This window comes from Photobacterium sp. AWH4_225, assembly GCF_056158405.1.
In genome coordinates this window covers 2760538-2780217 of sequence record NZ_JBSWTF010000001.1, presented here as the reverse complement: position 1 = coordinate 2780217, position 19680 = coordinate 2760538, and the positions used below count along the sequence as shown (strand labels likewise).

Genomic DNA, 19680 nt, shown 5'->3' with positions numbered 1-19680 from the left:
AGCAGGGTGACTTTTTTGCGGCAATCTGCTTTGCATGCATGTTAGAATGAAACCCATGAAAGATGATAAACCAAAAGTGCAGTTCATCGAAATATCTGATGACTTTGCAGGCCAGCGGATCGATAACTTTCTTCGCGCACGGCTAAAAAATGTACCAAAAAGTATGATTTACCGCATTTTGCGCAAAGGCGAAGTGCGAGTGAACAAAAAACGTATAAAACCAGAATACAAATTGCAGGACGGTGATCTTGTTCGGGTTCCTCCGGTAAAGGTACCGGAAAAAGAAGACCAAGCACCGATCAGCACCAAGCTGGATAAAGTCGCTGAGCTTGAAGCGTGCATCATCTATGAAGATGACCACATGCTGATCCTCAACAAACCGTCCGGTACCGCGGTTCATGGTGGCAGTGGTCTGAAATTCGGTGCCATTGAAGCATTGCGGGCATTACGCCCGGACGCGCGCTTTCTTGAACTGGTACACCGTATCGACCGTGACACTTCCGGTATCTTGCTGGTAGCGAAAAAGCGTTCTGCGCTGCGCAAGCTACAGGAGCAGTTCCGAAACAAAACGGTACAGAAGTACTACTTTGCCTTGGTGATGGGCGAGTGGAAGGCCAGCTGCAAGAAAGTGACGGCGCCGTTGCTGAAAAATGAGGTCAACAGCATTGTGCGGGTCAATCCGAACGGCAAGCCGTCTGATACCCGTTTCAAGGTACTTGAGCGACTAGAGCAAGCAACACTTGTTCAGGCTAGCCCGGTAACAGGCCGTACTCACCAGATCCGTGTGCATTGTCAATATACCGGCCACCCGATTGCTTGGGATGACCGTTATGGTGATCCACGCTTTGATGCTTTTACCAAAAAGGTAGGGTTGGACCGTTTGTTCCTGCATGCAGCGAACATCAAGTTTACCCACCCGGGTAATGAAGAGCTGATGGATATCAGTGCGCCGATGGAAAATAAGCTTAAGCGGGCAGTAGAGAAACTGCGCCGTAAGGCGTAATAGCCTCTATTTCCTATTGTGTATTAAAAGCGGCAGCCTAGGCTGCCGCTTTTTTATTACAGGACGTTGACGCCTTGTTTGGCCAGCATTTCCCGAAGGGCAATCAATGGAAGGCCGACCAAGGTGTTTGGGTCACGCCCTTCCAGTTTGTCGAACAGCGCAATTCCTAAGCCTTCGCTCTTGAAGCTACCTGCGCAGTTTAGGGGCTGCTCACGCTCAACATAATTACGAATCTCACTATCGGTGAGCTGACGGAAGTGGACATGGAAAGGCTCGCAAATGACTTCGCTGATTCCTGTTTGGGCGTTGTGCAGGCATAGCCCAGTATAAAAGGTGATAGTTTTGCCGCTGGCTGCCTTTAGCTGTTTGCAGGCATTTTCAACAGTATGGGGCTTGCCAATGATTTGGCCATCAATCACACAAACCTGATCGGAGCCTATAATAAGATGCGCTTTATGCTCACTGGCACAGGCCCTTGCTTTTGCTTCGGCGAGTCGGGTCACCAGCTGTTCGGCTTGCTCTCCTGGTAAAGGAGTCTCATCGGCATCAGGTTTGGCCGTAGTAAAAGGCAGGCCAAGTTTTTGCAGAAGAGATTGGCGAAAAGGGGAGGTGGAAGCCAAAAGTAATGGTTGGTGCATGACGATTACCGGGTTATTGCTAGGTTGTGTTAGTCTACGCATCTTGCTTTGTGAAGGCTACGTTATAATGGTAAGTAAAGTGGCCTTGCTGGTTGGGTTTTCACCAGTTTTTGTGTGTTATTTGAGCTGACGGATGCTGCCGTACAAGTTATTGGTGGATAGGCAGATAACAGACAAAATGGTGGAAGTGGCGATGCTGGAGTGCTTGTATCTGGCATCGAACATACGAATTGGCTAAATGCTGTTAATTCGCGCACATTTCCTTTGACTCAAACTGATTACAAGGCTAATATTCGCGCCCTATGCAAAAGGTAAAATTGCCGCTTACGGTTGATCCGGTTCGCGCTGCTCAAAAAAAACTCGACTATGATGGCATCATCAAAGCCGAATTACTTGAGCGATTGGCCGAGTCAACGCAGAGCGTAACACGTGATGCAAACGTCACCTTGTCATTTGACTTGGACCAGCGTCGAATCGCATTTATGCGCGGTAGCGCAGATATCGAAGTGATGCTGACCTGTCAGCGATGTCAGGAAGGGTTCAAACACGAATATCGTGTTGAATTCTGTTACAGTCCGCTCCTCAAACCAGAGGCAGCAGATGATTTACCGGAAGCTTATGAGCCGGCTGATGTCGACGAAAATGGTGAGATCAACCTGATTCAAATAGTCGAAGACGAATTGATTCTGGAATTACCTCAAGTCGCTATGCATGAGGAAGCTGACTGCAAAGCCAGCGGAAACATGACTTTTGGTGAGATCCCCGTTGCTGATGAGCGTCCGAATCCGTTTGCAGTATTGAAAAATCTAAGTAAGTAATTTAACAGGAGTAGGGTTAATGGCCGTACAAAAGAGCAAAAAATCACGTTCAGCACGTGGTATGCGTCGTTCTCACGATGCACTAACAACTGCAGCTGTATCTGTAGATTCTGCAAGTGGTGAAACTCACCTACGTCACCACGTAACTGCTGACGGTTTCTACCGTGGCCGTAAGGTTATCAACAAGTAAGGTTGAGCCTTGAGTGGTCTAACCGTTGCACTTGATGCAATGGGCGGGGATTTCGGTCCTCAAGTAACAGTGCCTGCCTCCGTGCAGGCACTGTTGCAATTCCCAGAGCTCAAAGTCATATTATTTGGTGATCAAAGTGCGATCACTGCCCAACTATCCCTCCTGAATCAAACGAATCACCCTCGTCTTCGCATTGTTCACTGCGATCATGTAATAGCAAACGATACCCGTCCGTCTCAAGCATTGCGCCGAAGCCAAGGCTCATCAATGCGTGCTGCGCTGGAAGCGGTTTCTGAAGGCTCGGCTGATGCCTGTGTGAGCGCTGGAAACACCGGTGCCTTGATGGCATTGTCTCGTTATATCCTCAAGCAGTTACCCGGGGTGGATCGCCCTGCGTTGGTCTCTGCTATTCCGACTCGAAACGAGACTAAGACCTGGCTGCTAGACTTAGGGGCTAATGTCTCTTGTGATGCCGACACCTTGTTCCAGTTTGCTGTAATGGGATCGGTATTGGCTGAGCAGGGACATACTGTTCCTCCTCGGGTTGCGTTGCTAAACATTGGCGAAGAAGAAATCAAAGGTAACGATCTCGTCAAGCGCTGTGCTGAAATGCTGGCTGAGTCACCGGATATCAATTACATCGGTTATCTTGAAGGTGATCAGCTATACAGTGGCAAGGCCGATGTTATTGTCTGTGATGGTTTTGTCGGCAATGTCAGCCTGAAAACCAGCGAAGGTGTGGCTAACCTGTTTATCAGTGCGATTAAACGTGCTATTTACGGTAATCCGTTTAAGCGCTTGGTCGCTAGGTGGCTGTTTAGTGACCTATTTAATAGCTTGAAACAGTTGAACCCCGACCAGTATAACGGCGCGAGTCTGTTAGGATTGCGCGGTATTGTGGTGAAAAGCCACGGAAGTGCTGATACAACCGCCTTTACTAATGCGATTGGTGAAGCGGTACACGAGGTCAAACGGCAAATACCGACAAAAATCAGTGACCGTTTGGAAGAAGTCTTACTCGAGAGGCATTATTAGTCTTCATGTATAGCAAAATTGTAGGTACTGGCAGCTATCTGCCGGAGCAAATACGTTCTAATGCCGACTTAGAACAAATGGTTGAAACCAGTGATGAGTGGATTGTCGCTCGTACCGGTATTCGAGAGCGCCGTATTGCCGCAGAAGACGAAACTGTCGCGGTAATGGGGTATCAGGCTTCATTGAATGCCATTGAAATGGCAGGCATTGAAAAAGATGACATCGACTTGATCATCGTAGCGACGACTAGTGCAAGCCATGCCTTCCCATCGGCTGCTTGCCAGGTTCAAGGCATGCTGGACATCAAAGGTTGCCCAGCGTTTGATATTGCTGCGGCCTGCTCTGGTTTCGTTTATGCGTTGAGTGTTGCTGATCAGCACATCAAAACAGGCATGGCGAAAAATGTCCTGGTGATCGGTGCAGATGCCCTTTCACACAAATGTGATCCGGAAGATCGCTCGACGATCATTCTGTTCGGTGACGGTGCGGGTGCGGTTGTACTTGGTGCCAGTGAAGAGCCGGGGATTATTTCTACCCACCTTCATGCCGATGGCCATTTTGGTGGTCTACTGAGCTTGGCAACACCAGAGCATGGACAAGCCTTTAGTGATGACAAGTGGCTTTATATGGCCGGCAACGAAGTGTTCAAGGTTGCCGTAACCCAGTTGTCTAACCTAGTGAAAGACACTCTGGCTGCCAACAATATGGATAAGTCAGAACTTGATTGGCTGGTGCCGCACCAAGCAAACTTGCGTATTATCAAGGCGACAGCGAAGAAGTTGTCGATGTCGATGGATCAGGTTGTTGTAACACTGGACCGTCATGGTAATACCTCGGCGGCGACCGTACCGACGGCGCTGGACGAAGCCGTACGTGATGGCCGTATTCAGCGTGGACAGACGTTGCTGCTTGAAGCCTTCGGCGGTGGTTTCACCTGGGGCTCTGCATTGGTGAAGTTCTAAACACCTTCTTTTTATTTAGTTTGGGCGGGGCAGGATTGTCTCCTCGCTCGATTTAGCAAAACTGAGTTTTCAGTTACATAGAATAAGGATTCTCGAATGTCTAAGTTCGCGATTGTATTTCCGGGTCAAGGCTCTCAAGCCGTAGGTATGCTGGCTGATTTGGCTGAGCAGTACGATGTGGTTAAGCAAACTTTTGCTGAAGCCTCTGAAGTATTGGGTTATGACCTGTGGGCTCTGGTACAAAACGGCCCAGCTGAAGACCTAAACCAAACTCACCGCACTCAGCCTGCACTTCTGACATCTTCAGTCGCTATCTGGCGTGTATGGCAAGAAGTAGGTGGTGCACAGCCAGAAGTTGTGGCAGGCCACAGTCTGGGTGAGTACTCGGCACTAGTCTGTGCGGGTGTTATCGATTTCAAAGACGCGGTTAAACTGGTTGAACTACGTGGCCAACTTATGCAAGCGGCGGTACCTGCTGGCGTAGGTGCGATGTCTGCCATTATTGGTCTGGACAACGACGCGATTGCCAAAGCCTGTGAAGAAGCGGCACAAGATCAAGTGTGCTCACCGGTAAACTTCAATTCTCCGGGCCAGGTTGTTATCGCGGGTAATAAAGAAGCCGTTGAGCGTGCTAACGTGCTTTGTAAAGAAGCCGGTGCCAAGCGTGCAATGCCGCTGCCAGTGTCTGTACCTTCTCACTGTGCACTGATGCAGCCAGCAGCTGACAAGCTAGCAGAAGCCCTAGAGAACATCACTTTCTCTGCGCCTGCACTGCCAGTAATCAACAACGCTGATGTAGCGACAGAGACAGACCCTGCTGCTATCAAGACTGCGCTTGTTAAGCAGTTGCACAGCCCAGTTCGCTGGACGGAATCTGTAGAGCGTATGGCTGCCGAAGGCATTGAGTCTCTGCTTGAGTTCGGTCCTGGTAAAGTATTGACTGGCCTAACAAAACGTATCAATCGTTCACTGAGCGGCGCAGCGGTAAATGACACCGCCAGCCTTGACGCTGCTAAGTAACATATTCATCAAAGAGGATTAACAATGAGCCTGGAAGGAAAAATTGCGCTGGTAACAGGTGCGAGCCGTGGTATCGGTCGTGCGATTGCCGAGATTCTGGTTGAACGTGGTGCAACAGTTATCGGTACTGCAACCTCTGAGAACGGCGCAGAAGCGATCAGCGCTTATCTGGGTGACAATGGTAAAGGCCTTGCGCTGAATGTCACTTCACCTGAATCAATTGAAGCTGTGCTTAAGCAGATCAAAGAAGAGTTCGGTGACGTAGACATCTTGGTTAACAACGCAGGTATCACCCGCGATAACCTACTGATGCGAATGAAAGATGACGAGTGGCAAGACATCATGGACACCAACCTGACGTCTATTTTCCGTCTATCTAAAGCGGTACTGCGTGCAATGATGAAAAAGCGCCACGGCCGTATTATCAGCATTGGTTCGGTGGTGGGTACCATGGGTAACGCTGGCCAGACTAATTATGCAGCAGCTAAAGCGGGACTTATCGGCTTTACTAAATCTATGGCACGTGAAGTGGCTTCTCGTGGCATTACGGTGAACGCTGTAGCACCAGGTTTCATTGAAACCGACATGACAAAAGCCCTAAATGACGAGCAACGTGCTGCAACACTTGCTGGTGTACCAGCAGGTCGTCTGGGTGATCCGCGTGAAATTGCAGCAGCAGTGGCCTTCCTGGCTTCTGAAGATGCTGGTTATGTGACCGGTGAAACTTTGCACGTCAATGGCGGCATGTACATGATTTAATCAAAAAAGTTGCATAACTTGATGATGCAAGTCAAACTCAACTAGTTTTCACCGAAAATCGTGGTTTGACCAGCATGTTGAGTATTGCAACTTTTGCAGTATTGAATAAACTACAGCAAATCGCATTAGCGAATTCTTGTTTTAAGGAAATAGATTAATGAGCAACATCGAAGAACGCGTAAAAAAAATCATCGTTGAGCAACTAGGTGTAGACGAAGCTGAAGTTAAGAACGAAGCATCTTTCGTTGACGATCTAGGCGCTGACTCTCTAGACACTGTTGAACTAGTAATGGCTCTTGAAGAAGAATTCGACACTGAGATTCCAGACGAAGAAGCTGAGAAAATTACTACAGTTCAAGCTGCAATCGACTACGTTGTTGGCGCTTCTGAGTAATTAAAGAACTCCCTCCAGGCGGTCACCATGACCGCCTGATTTTCTTTTGAAACCCTGTTTTATCCTCAATTCCCGGAGAATTAAATCGTGTCTAAGCGTCGCGTAGTTGTTACTGGCATGGGTATGCTATCACCGGTAGGTAATTCTGTTGAATCATCTTGGAAAGCACTTCTAGCCGGTACTAGCGGTATCAGCACTATTGAACATTTTGATGCTAGCGCATTCGCTACTCGTTTTGCTGGTATGGTTAAAGACTTCAACTGTGAAGATTACATGTCGAAGAAAGATGCCCGTAAAATGGATCTGTTCATCCAATACGGCATTGCAGCTGGCGTGCAAGCATTAAAAGACTCTGGCATTGAAGTCACTGAAGAAAACGCAGCCCGCATTGGTGTTGCTATCGGTTCTGGTATTGGTGGTCTTGGCTTGATTGAAGCTAACCATCAATCATTGATGGAGAAGGGCCCGCGTAAGATCAGCCCATTCTTTGTTCCATCAACAATTGTAAATATGATTGCTGGCCACATGTCTATCATGCACGGTCTACGTGGTCCAAACATTGCAATCTCTACCGCGTGTACAACTGGCCTTCACAACATTGGCCATGCTGCACGTATGATCGCATACGGTGATGCCGATGCGATGCTAGCCGGTGGTGCAGAAAAAGCATCTACTCCGCTAGGTATGGGCGGCTTCGCAGCTGCTAAAGCACTTTCTACCCGTAACGACGACCCACAAGGCGCATCTCGCCCATGGGACAAAGATCGTGACGGTTTCGTACTGGGCGACGGCGCCGGTATGATGATGCTTGAAGAGTACGAGCACGCAAAAGCACGTGGTGCGAAAATCTACGCTGAGCTTGTTGGCTTCGGTATGAGTGGCGATGCTTACCACATGACATCTCCAAGTGCTGACGGCTCTGGTGGCGCATTGGCAATGGAAGCAGCTATCCGCGATGCTGGTATCAATGCCGATCAAATCGGCTACGTGAATGCCCACGGTACTTCTACCCCTGCGGGTGACGTTGCTGAAACGCTAGGTATCAAGCGAGCAATGGGCGCAGCTGTAGACAAAGTTATGGTTTCTTCAACCAAGTCTATGACAGGTCACCTATTGGGTGCCGCTGGTTCTGTTGAAGCGATTATCACTGCAATGACTCTGGTTGATCAGGCTGTTCCGCCAACAATCAACCTAGACAACCCTGATGAAGGCTGTGATTTGGACTACGTACCAGGCGAAGCGCGTCAGGCAAACCTTGAGTACGCACTGTGTAACTCTTTCGGTTTCGGTGGTACAAACGGCTCGTTGCTGTTCAAGAAAATCTAACGATAACCTGTTATCATAGAGCGGCCCGGTGTTATGCACCGGGCCGTTTTTTTATCTATCGAGTTTGAAATTTACGGCAGGCAGCGAGATGATCCTGATCAACGGCAAACCCGGCAACCAGATTGCGGTAACAGACCGGGCGATGCAGTACGGCGATGGCTGTTTTACGACTATGCTGGTAGAAAATGGCGAGATCCGACTGTGGCCTTTTCACCTTGAGCGATTAAAGGAAACCCTTGCCTTGTTGGCGATTTCAGAGCCTGATTGGAATGAGCTAACTGCAACGGTCTGCGCTTTGGCTAGTCACTACACGGAAAAAGGCGGAATCAAGGTGTTGATCAGCCGTGGCAGTGGTGGTCGTGGCTACAGTGGTTCAGGCTGCGAAGGTACGCAAGTTGTGGTGTCTGAATTTGCATGGCCTGCACATTATGCTAGCTGGCAGCTAGACGGTATTGCGCTGGGAGTATGCCAACAACGTTTGTCACATTCGCCGATGCTGGCGGGGTATAAGCATCTCAATCGACTTGAACAAGTAATGCTCAAGCGGGAAGCAGAGCAGCGCCAGTGGCTGGACGCAGTGGTATTGGATGTTGCTGGGAATGTGGTGGAGACCATTGCCTCAAATATCTTTTGGCGTAAGGGCAACACCGTATATACCCCAAGCCTAGAGCTTTCTGGTGTGAGGGGGGTAATGCGACGACATGTATTACAGTTGGTATCCGAATTGGATTATTGTTTAGAAATTGTCAATTCACCGCTCGATAGCTTGCTTTGTGCTGATGAAATCTTTATTACTAATGCCCTTATGGCGTTAGTGCCAGTTAATGAAATCAATGGAATAACATTTACCCAGCGTACCTTGCTGGGTGAACTGAACAAGAGGTTGTACACGTGCTAAAGAAGTTGGCAATAGCTGTGATCCTGCTGGGCCTAGTGGCTGCTGGTGGACTGGGTTGGTCGTATCAGCAAGTGAAATCATCGTTGGATATGCAGACGGAAAACCAGCAGGAAGTCTTGTTGACTGTTAGGGCTGGTACGTCATACCGCGGTCTGCTAAACCAACTGGTTCGAGAAGATCTGTTTGCGGAATCATCATGGACGCGCTGGATCCCAAGGCTTGAGCCACAATTGGCAAACCTCAAATCAGGTACCTACCAGATTGATCCAGCCATGAGCCTGAAAGAGGTTCTAGCACTGGTCGCGTCTGGCCGTGAGCAACAGTTTGCCATCACGTTGGTGGAAGGCGAGCGTTTTGTTGATTGGTTGTCACAGCTCCAGCAAGCTCCGCACGTGACCCATGCAACGGAAGGGATGAGCGAGGCGGATATCGCTAAAGCGCTGGGTGCGGATGTCGAAAAGCTAGAAGGTTATCTGCTACCTGAAACCTACCATTACACCGCCGGTACGTCAGATTTGGAACTGTTACGCCGTGCTTACCGTGACATGCAGAACTTGCTGGGCACGGCATGGGATGAGCGTGATGCTAAAATTCCACTGAAAACCCCGTATGAAGCCTTGATCATGGCATCGATCATCGAGAAAGAAACGGCAGTGGATGACGAGCGAGGCTTGGTGTCCTCAGTATTCATGAACCGTCTGCATAAAGGTATGCGCTTGCAGACAGATCCAACCGTGATCTACGGCATGGGTGATAAGTATGAAGGCAGGATCCGCAAACGCGATCTTCAAACACCGACACCTTACAACACCTATACCATTTTCGGCTTGCCGCCGACGCCGATTGCAATGCCAAGCGAGGCATCGGTACTTGCTGCAGTTAATCCGGATGACAGCACCTATTACTACTTTGTGGCTGATGGCAAAGGCGGCCATAAATTTTCTAGAACACTGACAGAACACAACCGTGCTGTACGTGAATATTTAAGAATCCTAAGACAAAAATAATGACTGGTAAATTTATCGTAATTGAAGGGCTGGAAGGGGCAGGGAAGAGTACTGCAATCCAGCAAGTGACCCAAGTGCTGGCAGAGCAGGGTATTGAAGAGATCACTTCAACCCGTGAGCCGGGCGGTACCCCATTGGCTGAGCAAATGCGTGCCTTGGTCAAGGAAGGTCACCCTGACGAGCCGCTGACTGATATGGCCGAACTGCTGTTGCTATACGCGGCACGTTCACAACTGGTTGAAAATGTAATCAAACCGGCTTTGAACCAAGGCCAATGGGTGGTGGGTGACCGTCATGACATGTCATCGCAAGCTTACCAGGGCGGTGGCCGTGGTTTTGACCGTGTGGTGATGGAGCGTCTTCGCGACACTGTATTGGGTGATTTCCGTCCTGACTTTACTATCTACATGGATATTGATCCGGTACTTGGCCTTGAACGTGCCCGTGGTCGTGGTGAGTTGGATCGTATCGAGAAGATGAATATCGACTTTTTCCATCGTGCCCGTGCACGCTTTCTAGAGCTGTCTGAAGCTGATCCTAGTGTGGTGATTATTGATGCAAGCCAGACACTGGATGCCGTGACAGCGGATATTCGCCAGGCTGTTAAACACTGGCTGGAGCAGCAGTAAGATGCTTTACCCTTGGCAGGAAAGTGTATGGCAAGGCTGGCAGCAACTGCTTGCGCAGGGCAGGATGCACCATGCGATCCTTCTCGTTGCTCCATATGGTAGTGGCCGTGAAGCATTGGCTCGTCACCTAGGTAAAACGGTATTGTGCCAGAATGGGGGAGCAGGCGCTGGCGGTGAGCCTTGCGGTGTATGCCACAGCTGCAAGTTGTTTGAAGCAGGCACCCATCCGGACTTTCACGTTGTTGCCCCATTGCAAGAGGGCAAGCAGATTGGCGTTGATGCCATAAGGCAATGTAACCGTTGGGCAGTCGAGACCTCACAGCTCGGTGGCGAGCGTATCATCTTGATTGATGGCGCGGATGCCATGGGTGAAGCGGCAGCCAATGCGTTGCTGAAAACCCTGGAAGAGCCGCCTTCGGGTTGTCAGTTTATCTTGCTGGCCTCTTCGCTTGATAACCTGCTGCCGACTATCAATAGCCGCTGTAACAAGTGGCGCTTGGCGATGCCAACCGAACAAGACACTAAGCGCTGGGTAGAAAAGCAGTTAATGCAGACTATCAAGTTGGAAACGGTCAGGCTCAACGGCTCGGCACCGCTGGCGACCCAGCAGTTTATTGAACAAGGTCAAGACATTCGTTACGCCAAGTTGCTGGCAGCCTTTGCCGAGTTTTTGCGACCTCCGTTTATCGGCTTATATGATGTTGCTGGCTTGTGTACTCAGGAAGGCCACCATAGTCTTAAATGGTTGAGCTACTTCTTGGTCGACTGTTTGAAGTGGCAACAGGGAGCAACCGCGCACTTGGTACACAGTGAGTCACTGCCCTTGGTCGAGCAAGCAGCAAGTGTGATTGCTCCTATGACCCTGCTGGATCAAACTCGAGAGGCGAATAGCCTTTACCAGAAACTGGAACGGCATCCGGGGCTGAATGCTGAGCTGCTGATTGTTGAATGGTTAACTGGCTTTATGGGCCAACATTAATGCTTCAGTAAAAGAAGCATCATGATATTAAAGAATACAGAGGAAAGAACCGTGCTAGTTGATTCGCATTGTCACCTGGATAAATTGGACTACGAGCAACTTCATACAGGGATTGATGATGTGTTGGCCAAGGCTAAAGCCCGTGGCATTGATTACTGCCTGTCTGTTGGGGTAACGCTGGAAAGCTTCCCAACCATGATGGAGATGATTGAACCGCATGATAACGTCTTTGCATCATGTGGTGTCCACCCGCTGGATATCGAAGCCGGCTTTGATTACGAAAAGCTAAAAGAATATGCCCAGCATGAGCGCGTGGTCGCTATCGGCGAAACCGGCCTTGACTACCACTACCAGCCAGAGCTTGCTGAACAGCAGAAAGAAATTTTCCGCCAACATGTACGCTTGGCGGTTGAGCTGGACAAGCCTCTGATCATCCATACTCGAATGGCACGCGAAGATACTTTGCAGATCTTGCGTGAGGAAGGTGCTGAGAAGTGTGGTGGTGTATTGCATTGTTTCACTGAAAGCCTTGAGATGGCACAAGCAGCTATCGATCTGGGCTTCTATATCTCAATATCGGGCATTGTTACCTTTAACAAAGCCTCCGAGCTCAAGAATGTTGTCAACCAGTTGCCACTGGAGCGCCTGCTTGTTGAAACGGATTCGCCTTACCTAGCGCCGATCCCATACCGTGGTAAGCAAAACCAACCAGCCTATGTTCGTGAAGTTGCTGAGTATATTGGTCTGTTGAAAGGGGTGTCGGTGGAAGAAGTCGAGCGGGTAACCACAGATAACTTCTTTACGCTTTTTTCGCGAGCGAAACGAAGCTAAAGGCAAAAAAGGAGCTCAAGCTCCTTTTTTTTATACTTTTTGTATCTCATCTATTCAATATTCAAAAAAATTAAACAAAAGCTGCAATTAAAATCAAAAAACACTGATTAAAATTGATTTTTAACTTCGTAACGTAAAGTAACACAGCTTACATTACTGAAAGATAATTACAGGTTGGTGTAAGTGGGTTTTTGGTGTGTTTTTATTATTTATATCAGTAGTTTAAATTTAATTTGCGTCTTTTGTAGTCGAAATTTCAACTGTGATCTATATTGAGTTTTGAAATTATATTTCATGACGTATTGGTAATTTTGACGGCCATCAAGTTATATTTAGCGCCACATTTTATACTTAACCTGTATTAAAAATGACGGTCTGATTGGCAGATGGCTACGGGGGTAGGCCGCCAATAAAGACTGAAAATCTAAATAAAACACTCACTCAGGAGCACATTATGTTTAAGAACCTTTTTGCGAACCTGCAAAAAGTCGGTAAGGCACTGATGCTTCCAGTATCAGTACTACCGGTTGCCGGTATCCTACTTGGTGTTGGTGCAGCTAACCTTGGCTTCATCCCAGAAATCGTTTCTAACCTGATGGAACAAGCAGGTGGTTCGGTATTCGGCCAGATGGCCCTTCTATTTGCTGTTGGTGTTGCACTAGGCTTCACTAACAACGACGGTGTTGCAGGTCTTGCAGCTATCGTTGGTTACGGCATCATGACCGCTACACTAAGCGTAATGGCTGGTGTGATGGGTGTTGAGTCAATCGACACTGGTGTACTAGGTGGTATCCTAGTCGGTGGTGTTGCGGCTTGGGCATTCAACCGTTTCTTCCGTATCCAACTTCCAGAGTACCTGGGCTTCTTCGCTGGTAAGCGTGCAGTGCCAATCATCACTGGTTTCTCTGCTATCGGTCTAGGTATCGTACTATCTATCGTATGGCCTCCAGTTGGTGCTGCTATCGGTGCATTCTCGCACTGGGCTGCAGAGCAGAACCCAACAGTTGCATTCGGTATCTACGGTATCGTTGAGCGTTCTCTGATCCCATTCGGTCTACACCACGTTTGGAACGTTCCTTTCTTCTTCGAAGCAGGTTCATGTGTTAACGCTGCAGGCGAAACTCAGAACGGTGTTCTTACTTGTTACCTAGTTGCTGATGAAGCTTCTCGTATCGCTGGTAACGGCTTCGGTCAGCTAGCGGGCGGTTACATGTTCAAGATGTTTGGTCTGCCTGCTGCTGCAATCGCTATTGCTCACAGTGCTAAGCCTGAAAACCGCGTTAAGGTAATGGGTATCATGGCATCTGCAGCTCTGACTTCATTCCTAACAGGTATCACTGAGCCAATCGAATTCTCTTTCCTATTCGTAGCTCCTGTACTATACGGAATTCACGCACTACTAGCAGGTTCTGCATACGTTGTTGCTAACATCCTAGGCTTTGTACACGGTACTTCGTTCTCACACGGTCTTATCGACTTCCTAGTTCTGTCTGGTAACGCACAGAAGATGGGTCTGATGATTGGTGTTGGTCTGGTTTACGCTGCAATCTACTATGTAGTATTCCGCACTGTAATCAAAGCGATGGATCTTAAGACTCCGGGCCGTGAAGAAGAAGATACTTCTGCAGGCGCTGTAGCTGAAGGTTCTGAGCTAGCGAAAGACCTAGTAATGGCTTTCGGTGGTAAAGATAACATCACAGGTCTAGACGCATGTATCACTCGTCTACGTGTTGCAGTAGCAAGTGTTGACAATGTTGACCAAGACAGACTGAAGAAGCTAGGTGCAGCAGGTGTTGTTGTAGCTGGTGGCGGTGTTCAGGCTATCTTCGGTACTAAGTCTGACAACCTGAAATCTGACATGGATGAGTGGATTCGTAACAACTAATACGAATTACTGATTCAAAATCCAAAAGGGAGCTTCGGCTCCCTTTTTGTTTTGTTGGAGCAGGGAGCCTTGCTAGATCCTAGAACCTGGATCCTAGTTTCTAGGCAGAGCTGTAAGAGCAGGGAGAGAACGAAGAGCTAGAACTTGTGGGGCAATGAGATGCTGGGACTCAGTCCTAGAACCTAGCTTCTCAAAGGGGCTAAAGTGGAGGAATCAATATCTTTATATGGTTCTATCTAGAACTTAAGGCTGATTTTTCTAGGGATTACCCTCTAGGCTCTATGGATAATTCTGCTCTTTTCTGGGTTCCAGGAACTAGGATCTTTTCAGCCCTTACCTAGGGCCGCTTTTCTAGAAGCCCGTATCTAGGAAATTAAATCAATAAAAAAGCGAGAGGCTTAGGCTCTCGCTTCGTTGCTTTTCTCTTTTCTAGGATCAAGGAACTAGGATCTACTCTTACCCAGGGCCGTTATTCTAGAAGCCCGCATCTAGGAAATTGAATCAATAAAAAAGCGAGAGCTTCAGACTCTCGCTTTGCATTTTGCTTGTATCTAGGTTCCAGGAACTAGGATCTAGATACCTGCTCCTCCCGTTCTTACAACGACAAAAAGAACAGCATCAGCACAGGTACTAGCAGGCTTAAGATAAACCCGCTAACGATAGCGATAGGTACGCAGCGTATACCGCCGCAGTTTTGGATCACCGGCAGGGTAAAGTCCATCGCGGTGGCCCCGGCATAGCCGATAGCGGTGCTAGGGTAGCGGCTGATCATCATAGGGATCAGGCTCAGAGCGACCAACTCGCGCAGTAACTCATTGAGGAAGGCGACACCACCCATTACCGGGCCAAGGCTGTCACCAATTAAAATACCCGCCAACGAGTACCAGCCAAAACCTGATGCCATCGCAAGGCCTTGGTTGTAGGGTAGGTCAAGTAACCAAGCTGCAATCAAGCCACCGGGCAAAGACGTTGCGATAATTGTTAATGCAATGATGATACCTTTCTTGTTGAGCAAGATTTGCTTGAGGGTCATACCGCTGTTTCTCAACTGGATCCCAATGAAGAACAACAGAAGTAGTAGAATGACTTCGCTGGCCTGATCGACCCAGCTGAGATCAATACCCGCGACCAAGCCGACAACGAGCCCACCGGCCACGACAAAGATTAGCTTCATGGACTCCATTATCATATCGCGTAGCGGAAGTGTCTGGTGGCCATGCTCTGTTTCTGTGGGCATTAGCTTATCTAGCAAAGGTAAGGCTAGTAAGTTGCAGCCGCTGATAATCAAGAAGAATACCAAGGTATAGGTGATGATCTGGTTGAGGTTTTGCCCAATATTATCCAGCCCGGCAAGGCTCAGCCCCATCAGGCTAAGGATCACCAAAACCAAACGGCTGGTTTGGGTATTGATGAAGTCCAAAACCGCTGGCTTATTGACGGTGATGAGATAGCCGATTATCAGCGGCAGGAAAATATAAAGCATGCCAGAGAACATGGTGGTCCTTTTTAATGTCAGAGGGGCAACAGGCGGGATTATCCATAACCCCGTACTTATTTAGTCAACATATACCAAGGTGATCAAAGTCACTTTTTTCAGCAGCTTATCAGCTTGGCTGAGAATGGGTCAATATCCAATCTCAGCCAATTTATGCGTGCACTGCATGATGAAAGCAGGTTACAGCTTGAAGGGCGTAGTTGTCTCTATAGACCGCTGTTACTGATGACAGTCTTGAGACGTTGGTTAAACTCTTGGGAAGGGAGGTTGGTTAGCTCATACATGACTTCTGCACCGGCAAGATCGAGTTCAACATGATGATCGTCGATAGCATCATCATTGCTCTTGAACATCAGTAAGTGGTGGGCCATACGGGCGACATCGAGATAACCGGTATCTTCATCAGAAGCTGGATTTCGCAAAGACTGGTTGGTGGCGACTTCGAGATAATCGATATCGAAGCCCCAATGTTTGAGGATGACCTTGCTGGCTTCTTGACAGCTGTGCTGGAAGACATACTTGGCAATATCGATATCCAAATAGTTACCATTATCAAGATAGGACTGATACTCATGGATCAGACTGAATAGGCCGATATCGGCAAATAGCCCCGCCAGTAATGCTTTCTCAGGTTCTAACCTTTTAGGAAATTCATCGTGATTGGCGAGGTCATGGCTGATCAAGGCCATGGCGGCGGCAAGTTGGCGCGAGCGAACAGCACTTTGTTTAAGTAGCTCGTTACATTCCTTACTGAAGTGGTACCTCAGCTTGAGCTCTTCGATGGCCTTGGCGGTTATGATATCCCTTACCCTAAAGATGCCCAGGCGACTGACAGCCGTGTATATGTCATGGCAAACCACGTTGCGCCGATTGAACATCATGGTGTTCGAAATTTTGACGATGTAGGCCGTGATGCCAGGATCATCAATAAGCAAGTCTGCGACATCACGAACAGTGGTTTCGTCATCGCTGCAAAGCTTCTGGAGTTTATTGAGAACAGACGGGATAGGGGGAAGGATAAGCCGGTCCTTTTGGACTGCCGATTTAACTAGAGAGCAAAATTCTGACTCCAATCCCTTGATTATCTTGTCGTTTTCAGGTCTTAGCCAAAAAAAAGATACGTGAGTCATTTCTGTATTACGAAAAATAGAGACCCTATTATTCTATCGGGACAGGATAGGGATAGATATAGCGATCGTCATAATTTCGTGACTTACTGTTTAGGTGCTCAATTTTCAGGCGAATGGAGTAATTTATGTAGGAAGCGGGTGGTTAACTTAGCATTATCTTGTGTGACTAAGAGTTGTTTGTAGTGAACTTCTAGGGGGAGGACTTCAATCCAGCGCTGACAGACCCAGGAAATATCATCGTATTGTGGAGACGGATATAAAGCGCCGATCTCTGGCATAGATTGGAAAAACATTTTTAGCTTTTCAGCAATCTCTTCGTCGCGAGCAAGAATTGGCTCGGCCTGCCAATTCGGGTATAGCGTTGAGTCTCCTTGCATCAAGCCATCATCGTCCAACGTAATGCCATGAAGACGGATTTTCTGTGTTCCCTCAACCACAATAGATAGCAGGTTAGCTTCTGCCTGGTCAAAATTGATGACGTTACACTCCGTGGCGATAGCTGGGATCTGCTTGAGCTCACTCTCTTCCTCTGACTCATTGATCATACAGACGGCAAAAGGAGAGTTACTGGCCAGAGACTCTTTCAGCATTCTCAGATGCCGCTTTTCTACTAGGGTATATGAGGCCCTTCCTCCTGGTAGAAGATGAACGCTTGATGGGTAAAGAGCGGTTTTCTTCATGATATCGCCTAAAAGAATACCCACAAAATGAAAGTTAGTGATAAGAATAAAGATAGTGGTTACTGCATATTTTGGGACATCCGTCGGATTTTTTAGTAGCAAAAATCCGGTCGAAATTGGCACAATTTGCTTATTTTTCGCTCCGTAATATGTCTAAATTCTCACTTTTAAATGTTCATTGTTTCATATGTGGCGATTATTTTCTCACTGTGTCAAAGTCATTTTAATGACGCTATTCGTTTAGCGTTTCTGGATAAAAGACAAACCATTAACGTTTAATGGGAGAATAATTGTGCTAGGGTTCAGGGAAGAGATATTTAATTATTTGCGCGAATTTGGTGGTTTTGAAAAACGCTCCATGTTCGGGGGTACAGGTATTTTTATCGACAGTGCCATGTACGCCATCATTACTGATGAAGCATTATTCCTTCGCGGTGGTGATGAACTCGACCAACAATTGGCGTTGTTAGGCTGCGAAAAATTCAGGCATATCAAGCGCAGCACGACAGCCGTCGTAAATTATTATGATATTACCCACATCTACAATCAGGACTTGCCGTTAAGTGCAAAGTTGGTTAAGGATTCCATTGCGATATCAACATCTGAAAAAAGCTACAAGATGTCTGATAAAAGCAAAAGAATTAGAGACTTACCTAATATGCGATTAACACTGGAGCGCATGGTTAAAAAAGCCGGTGTACCAGATGTCAGCAGTTTTGTCTCTTTAGGTGCTGTGGAAGTTTTCCGCAAGGTTCGTAAAAGCCAAGGTAAAGATTTGGACGTAAAATTGTTATGGATGTTTGCTGGCGCGATTGACGGCTGCCACTGGACGCTACTGAAAGACGATCAGAAGCAACGCTTATTACGTGACGTTGAATAAGTTAGCTCTATTATTTTATCCAATCAAAAAAGCCACTGTTCTTCAGTGGTTTTTTATTTTTTACCGCCCCAAAGGACTGTTGAGGGGGAATATCGCGAGCTTTGGGTATATCATGTGATGATAAATCCATGCTGTTCAAAGATATATGCGACTACCACGTTTGACTGGGCCTGTTCTCTCGGGGCTCCATTGCTTCCTTATTGCTGCCGATCAAATGAGCTTTACCCGGGCGGCAGAAATCCTCTGCCTCACGCAAAGTGCAGTCAGCCATAAAATAAAGAATCTGGAAGAATCATTAGGTGTAAAGCTGTTTATCCGTCAGCCGCGTAAGCTGACCCTGACTGATGAAGGTAAGCGGCTCAAGGAGGTATTGGCTCTTAACTTTGGCGATATTGCCAATGAGTTGAGGGATCTGAGAACACTAGAGCTAAGTGGTGATCTCAATGTTTCTGTACCACCTACCTTTGCTCAGCGTTGGCTGTTGCCTCGGTTGAGCAGCTTTATGGATAAATATCCTGCGCTTCGGTTTCACCTGCGGACCAGAAATGAGCTGGTGGACTTCCATACTGAGTCTTTCGACTGTGCTATCTATTTTGGTAATGGTAAGTATACAGGGCTTCATGTGGTCAAACTCATGGATGAAAGTATGGTACCGGTCTGCAGTCATGAATATGCGGAGCAACATGGCCTGTATGGTAACCCGGCTAAATTGATGTCTTGCATGCTACTGCACGATGCCGCGCCTTGGGCTAGGGCAGGTAAAAACGATGAATGGCAATACTGGGCTCAGCAAAATGGGGTAGTGCTTCCTGAATCGGGGTGTACCTTTGACCGTTCAGACTTGGCTCTTCAGGCCGCTGAACGTGGTATCGGGGTGGCAATAGGGCGGGCTTCATTCATTGCTGAGCAACTGCAATCAGGGCGTTTGGTTACTCCATTTACCTTATCGGTACGCTCTCCACAAAATTATTACTTGGTGTGCCGCAAGGAAATGGCAACATCACCGCGGGTAAAGGCATTTATCGACTGGCTCGGTGAAGTACAATAGCGTTCAAGATACGGTCTTAACGATTTAGCTCCGTGCCAAAAAGAAAACGCCCTGCATGTGCATGCAGGGCGTT

General features: G+C 47.9%; 21 protein-coding genes. 17 read left to right on the top strand and 4 right to left on the bottom strand.

Features of this window, described 5'->3' with window-relative positions; translation table 11 throughout:
• Nucleotides 1-55: 55 nt before the first annotated feature.
• A complete protein-coding gene (gene rluC / locus ACXAD4_RS12975) occupies nucleotides 56-1003 on the top strand; it encodes a 23S rRNA pseudouridine(955/2504/2580) synthase RluC (RefSeq protein ID WP_475241923.1) in 948 nt (315 codons plus the stop codon).
• Nucleotides 1004-1059: 56 nt separating this feature from the next.
• Here rluC and ACXAD4_RS12970 read toward each other — a convergent pair whose 3' ends face one another.
• Nucleotides 1060-1641, bottom strand: a complete 582-nt coding sequence (locus tag ACXAD4_RS12970; RefSeq protein ID WP_475241921.1) for a Maf family protein — start codon at nucleotides 1639-1641, stop codon at nucleotides 1060-1062.
• A gap of 302 nt (nucleotides 1642-1943) precedes the next feature.
• Here ACXAD4_RS12970 and yceD point away from each other — a divergent pair, with 302 nt between their 5' ends.
• From yceD to ptsG, 14 genes are all read left to right on the top strand, one after another.
• Complete coding sequence (yceD, locus tag ACXAD4_RS12965) at nucleotides 1944-2459, top strand: 23S rRNA accumulation protein YceD (protein ID WP_039468813.1); 516 nt, start codon at nucleotides 1944-1946, stop codon at nucleotides 2457-2459.
• A gap of 19 nt (nucleotides 2460-2478) precedes the next feature.
• The gene (rpmF, locus tag ACXAD4_RS12960) at nucleotides 2479-2649 is read left to right on the top strand and encodes a 50S ribosomal protein L32 (RefSeq protein WP_039468809.1); all 171 of its coding nucleotides are present in this window, start codon (nucleotides 2479-2481) and stop codon (nucleotides 2647-2649) included.
• 9 nt (nucleotides 2650-2658) lie between these two features.
• Complete coding sequence (gene plsX, locus ACXAD4_RS12955) at nucleotides 2659-3684, top strand: phosphate acyltransferase PlsX (RefSeq protein ID WP_475241918.1); 1026 nt, start codon at nucleotides 2659-2661, stop codon at nucleotides 3682-3684.
• A 5-nt stretch (nucleotides 3685-3689) separates the two neighbouring features.
• Nucleotides 3690-4646, top strand: coding sequence for a beta-ketoacyl-ACP synthase III (locus tag ACXAD4_RS12950; protein ID WP_475241915.1), 957 nt, complete (start codon nucleotides 3690-3692; stop codon nucleotides 4644-4646).
• A 96-nt stretch (nucleotides 4647-4742) separates the two neighbouring features.
• Nucleotides 4743-5666, top strand: coding sequence for an ACP S-malonyltransferase (fabD, locus tag ACXAD4_RS12945; protein WP_475241912.1), 924 nt, complete (start codon nucleotides 4743-4745; stop codon nucleotides 5664-5666).
• 24 nt (nucleotides 5667-5690) lie between these two features.
• Nucleotides 5691-6425, top strand: a complete 735-nt coding sequence (gene fabG / locus ACXAD4_RS12940; protein WP_475241911.1) for a 3-oxoacyl-ACP reductase FabG — start codon at nucleotides 5691-5693, stop codon at nucleotides 6423-6425.
• A 157-nt stretch (nucleotides 6426-6582) separates the two neighbouring features.
• The gene (gene acpP, locus ACXAD4_RS12935; protein ID WP_007467184.1) at nucleotides 6583-6819 is read left to right on the top strand and encodes an acyl carrier protein; all 237 of its coding nucleotides are present in this window, start codon (nucleotides 6583-6585) and stop codon (nucleotides 6817-6819) included.
• Between the two features lie 87 nt (nucleotides 6820-6906).
• Nucleotides 6907-8145 (top strand): beta-ketoacyl-ACP synthase II, encoded by a 1239-nt coding sequence (fabF, locus tag ACXAD4_RS12930; protein ID WP_475241909.1) that lies wholly within the window; start codon nucleotides 6907-6909, stop codon nucleotides 8143-8145.
• An 88-nt stretch (nucleotides 8146-8233) separates the two neighbouring features.
• Complete coding sequence (gene pabC / locus ACXAD4_RS12925; RefSeq protein WP_475241907.1) at nucleotides 8234-9043, top strand: aminodeoxychorismate lyase; 810 nt, start codon at nucleotides 8234-8236, stop codon at nucleotides 9041-9043.
• A complete protein-coding gene (gene mltG / locus ACXAD4_RS12920) occupies nucleotides 9037-10050 on the top strand; it encodes an endolytic transglycosylase MltG (RefSeq protein ID WP_475241905.1) in 1014 nt (337 codons plus the stop codon). Before pabC ends, mltG begins: the two co-directional genes overlap by 7 nt.
• On the top strand, nucleotides 10050-10679 hold the full coding sequence (gene tmk, locus ACXAD4_RS12915) for a dTMP kinase (RefSeq protein WP_475241903.1): 630 nt from the start codon (nucleotides 10050-10052) through the stop codon (nucleotides 10677-10679). Before mltG ends, tmk begins: the two co-directional genes overlap by 1 nt.
• A gap of 1 nt (nucleotide 10680) precedes the next feature.
• Nucleotides 10681-11658 (top strand): DNA polymerase III subunit delta', encoded by a 978-nt coding sequence (gene holB, locus ACXAD4_RS12910; protein ID WP_475241901.1) that lies wholly within the window; start codon nucleotides 10681-10683, stop codon nucleotides 11656-11658.
• A 51-nt stretch (nucleotides 11659-11709) separates the two neighbouring features.
• Nucleotides 11710-12489 (top strand): TatD family hydrolase, encoded by a 780-nt coding sequence (locus tag ACXAD4_RS12905; protein WP_475241900.1) that lies wholly within the window; start codon nucleotides 11710-11712, stop codon nucleotides 12487-12489.
• A gap of 454 nt (nucleotides 12490-12943) precedes the next feature.
• Nucleotides 12944-14374, top strand: coding sequence for a PTS glucose transporter subunit IIBC (gene ptsG / locus ACXAD4_RS12900; RefSeq protein ID WP_475241898.1), 1431 nt, complete (start codon nucleotides 12944-12946; stop codon nucleotides 14372-14374).
• Nucleotides 14375-14969: 595 nt separating this feature from the next.
• On the opposite strand, the gene ACXAD4_RS12895 is transcribed toward ptsG, so the two are convergent.
• The 3 genes from ACXAD4_RS12895 to ACXAD4_RS12885 form a co-directional block, all read right to left on the bottom strand.
• Nucleotides 14970-15869 (bottom strand): LysO family transporter, encoded by a 900-nt coding sequence (locus ACXAD4_RS12895; protein ID WP_475241895.1) that lies wholly within the window; start codon nucleotides 15867-15869, stop codon nucleotides 14970-14972.
• Between the two features lie 206 nt (nucleotides 15870-16075).
• The gene (locus ACXAD4_RS12890; RefSeq protein WP_475241893.1) at nucleotides 16076-16999 is read right to left on the bottom strand and encodes an HDOD domain-containing protein; all 924 of its coding nucleotides are present in this window, start codon (nucleotides 16997-16999) and stop codon (nucleotides 16076-16078) included.
• Nucleotides 17000-17097: 98 nt separating this feature from the next.
• The gene (locus ACXAD4_RS12885) at nucleotides 17098-17679 is read right to left on the bottom strand and encodes an LON peptidase substrate-binding domain-containing protein (RefSeq protein ID WP_475241890.1); all 582 of its coding nucleotides are present in this window, start codon (nucleotides 17677-17679) and stop codon (nucleotides 17098-17100) included.
• A 292-nt stretch (nucleotides 17680-17971) separates the two neighbouring features.
• On the opposite strand from ACXAD4_RS12885, the gene ACXAD4_RS12880 reads away from it, so the two are divergent.
• Together ACXAD4_RS12880 and dsdC are read left to right on the top strand one after the other, a co-directional pair.
• Entirely contained in the window at nucleotides 17972-18559 is a 588-nt protein-coding gene (locus ACXAD4_RS12880; RefSeq protein WP_475241887.1) for a TfoX/Sxy family DNA transformation protein, read from the top strand.
• 145 nt (nucleotides 18560-18704) lie between these two features.
• On the top strand, nucleotides 18705-19607 hold the full coding sequence (dsdC, locus tag ACXAD4_RS12875; protein ID WP_475241884.1) for a DNA-binding transcriptional regulator DsdC: 903 nt from the start codon (nucleotides 18705-18707) through the stop codon (nucleotides 19605-19607).
• The last annotated feature ends 73 nt before the right edge of the window (nucleotides 19608-19680 follow it).

Coding starts and splice junctions, on each gene's coding strand:
- rluC (WP_475241923.1), top strand. CDS start 56: ATGAAAGATGATAAACCAAAAGTGCAGTTCATCGAAATATCTGATGAC.
- ACXAD4_RS12970 (WP_475241921.1), bottom strand. CDS start 1,641: ATGCACCAACCATTACTTTTGGCTTCCACCTCCCCTTTTCGCCAATCT.
- yceD (WP_039468813.1), top strand. CDS start 1,944: ATGCAAAAGGTAAAATTGCCGCTTACGGTTGATCCGGTTCGCGCTGCT.
- rpmF (WP_039468809.1), top strand. CDS start 2,479: ATGGCCGTACAAAAGAGCAAAAAATCACGTTCAGCACGTGGTATGCGT.
- ACXAD4_RS12950 (WP_475241915.1), top strand. CDS start 3,690: ATGTATAGCAAAATTGTAGGTACTGGCAGCTATCTGCCGGAGCAAATA.
- fabD (WP_475241912.1), top strand. CDS start 4,743: ATGTCTAAGTTCGCGATTGTATTTCCGGGTCAAGGCTCTCAAGCCGTA.
- fabG (WP_475241911.1), top strand. CDS start 5,691: ATGAGCCTGGAAGGAAAAATTGCGCTGGTAACAGGTGCGAGCCGTGGT.
- acpP (WP_007467184.1), top strand. CDS start 6,583: ATGAGCAACATCGAAGAACGCGTAAAAAAAATCATCGTTGAGCAACTA.
- pabC (WP_475241907.1), top strand. CDS start 8,234: ATGATCCTGATCAACGGCAAACCCGGCAACCAGATTGCGGTAACAGAC.
- tmk (WP_475241903.1), top strand. CDS start 10,050: ATGACTGGTAAATTTATCGTAATTGAAGGGCTGGAAGGGGCAGGGAAG.
- holB (WP_475241901.1), top strand. CDS start 10,681: ATGCTTTACCCTTGGCAGGAAAGTGTATGGCAAGGCTGGCAGCAACTG.
- ptsG (WP_475241898.1), top strand. CDS start 12,944: ATGTTTAAGAACCTTTTTGCGAACCTGCAAAAAGTCGGTAAGGCACTG.
- ACXAD4_RS12895 (WP_475241895.1), bottom strand. CDS start 15,869: ATGTTCTCTGGCATGCTTTATATTTTCCTGCCGCTGATAATCGGCTAT.
- ACXAD4_RS12890 (WP_475241893.1), bottom strand. CDS start 16,999: ATGACTCACGTATCTTTTTTTTGGCTAAGACCTGAAAACGACAAGATA.
- ACXAD4_RS12885 (WP_475241890.1), bottom strand. CDS start 17,679: ATGAAGAAAACCGCTCTTTACCCATCAAGCGTTCATCTTCTACCAGGA.
- dsdC (WP_475241884.1), top strand. CDS start 18,705: ATGCGACTACCACGTTTGACTGGGCCTGTTCTCTCGGGGCTCCATTGC.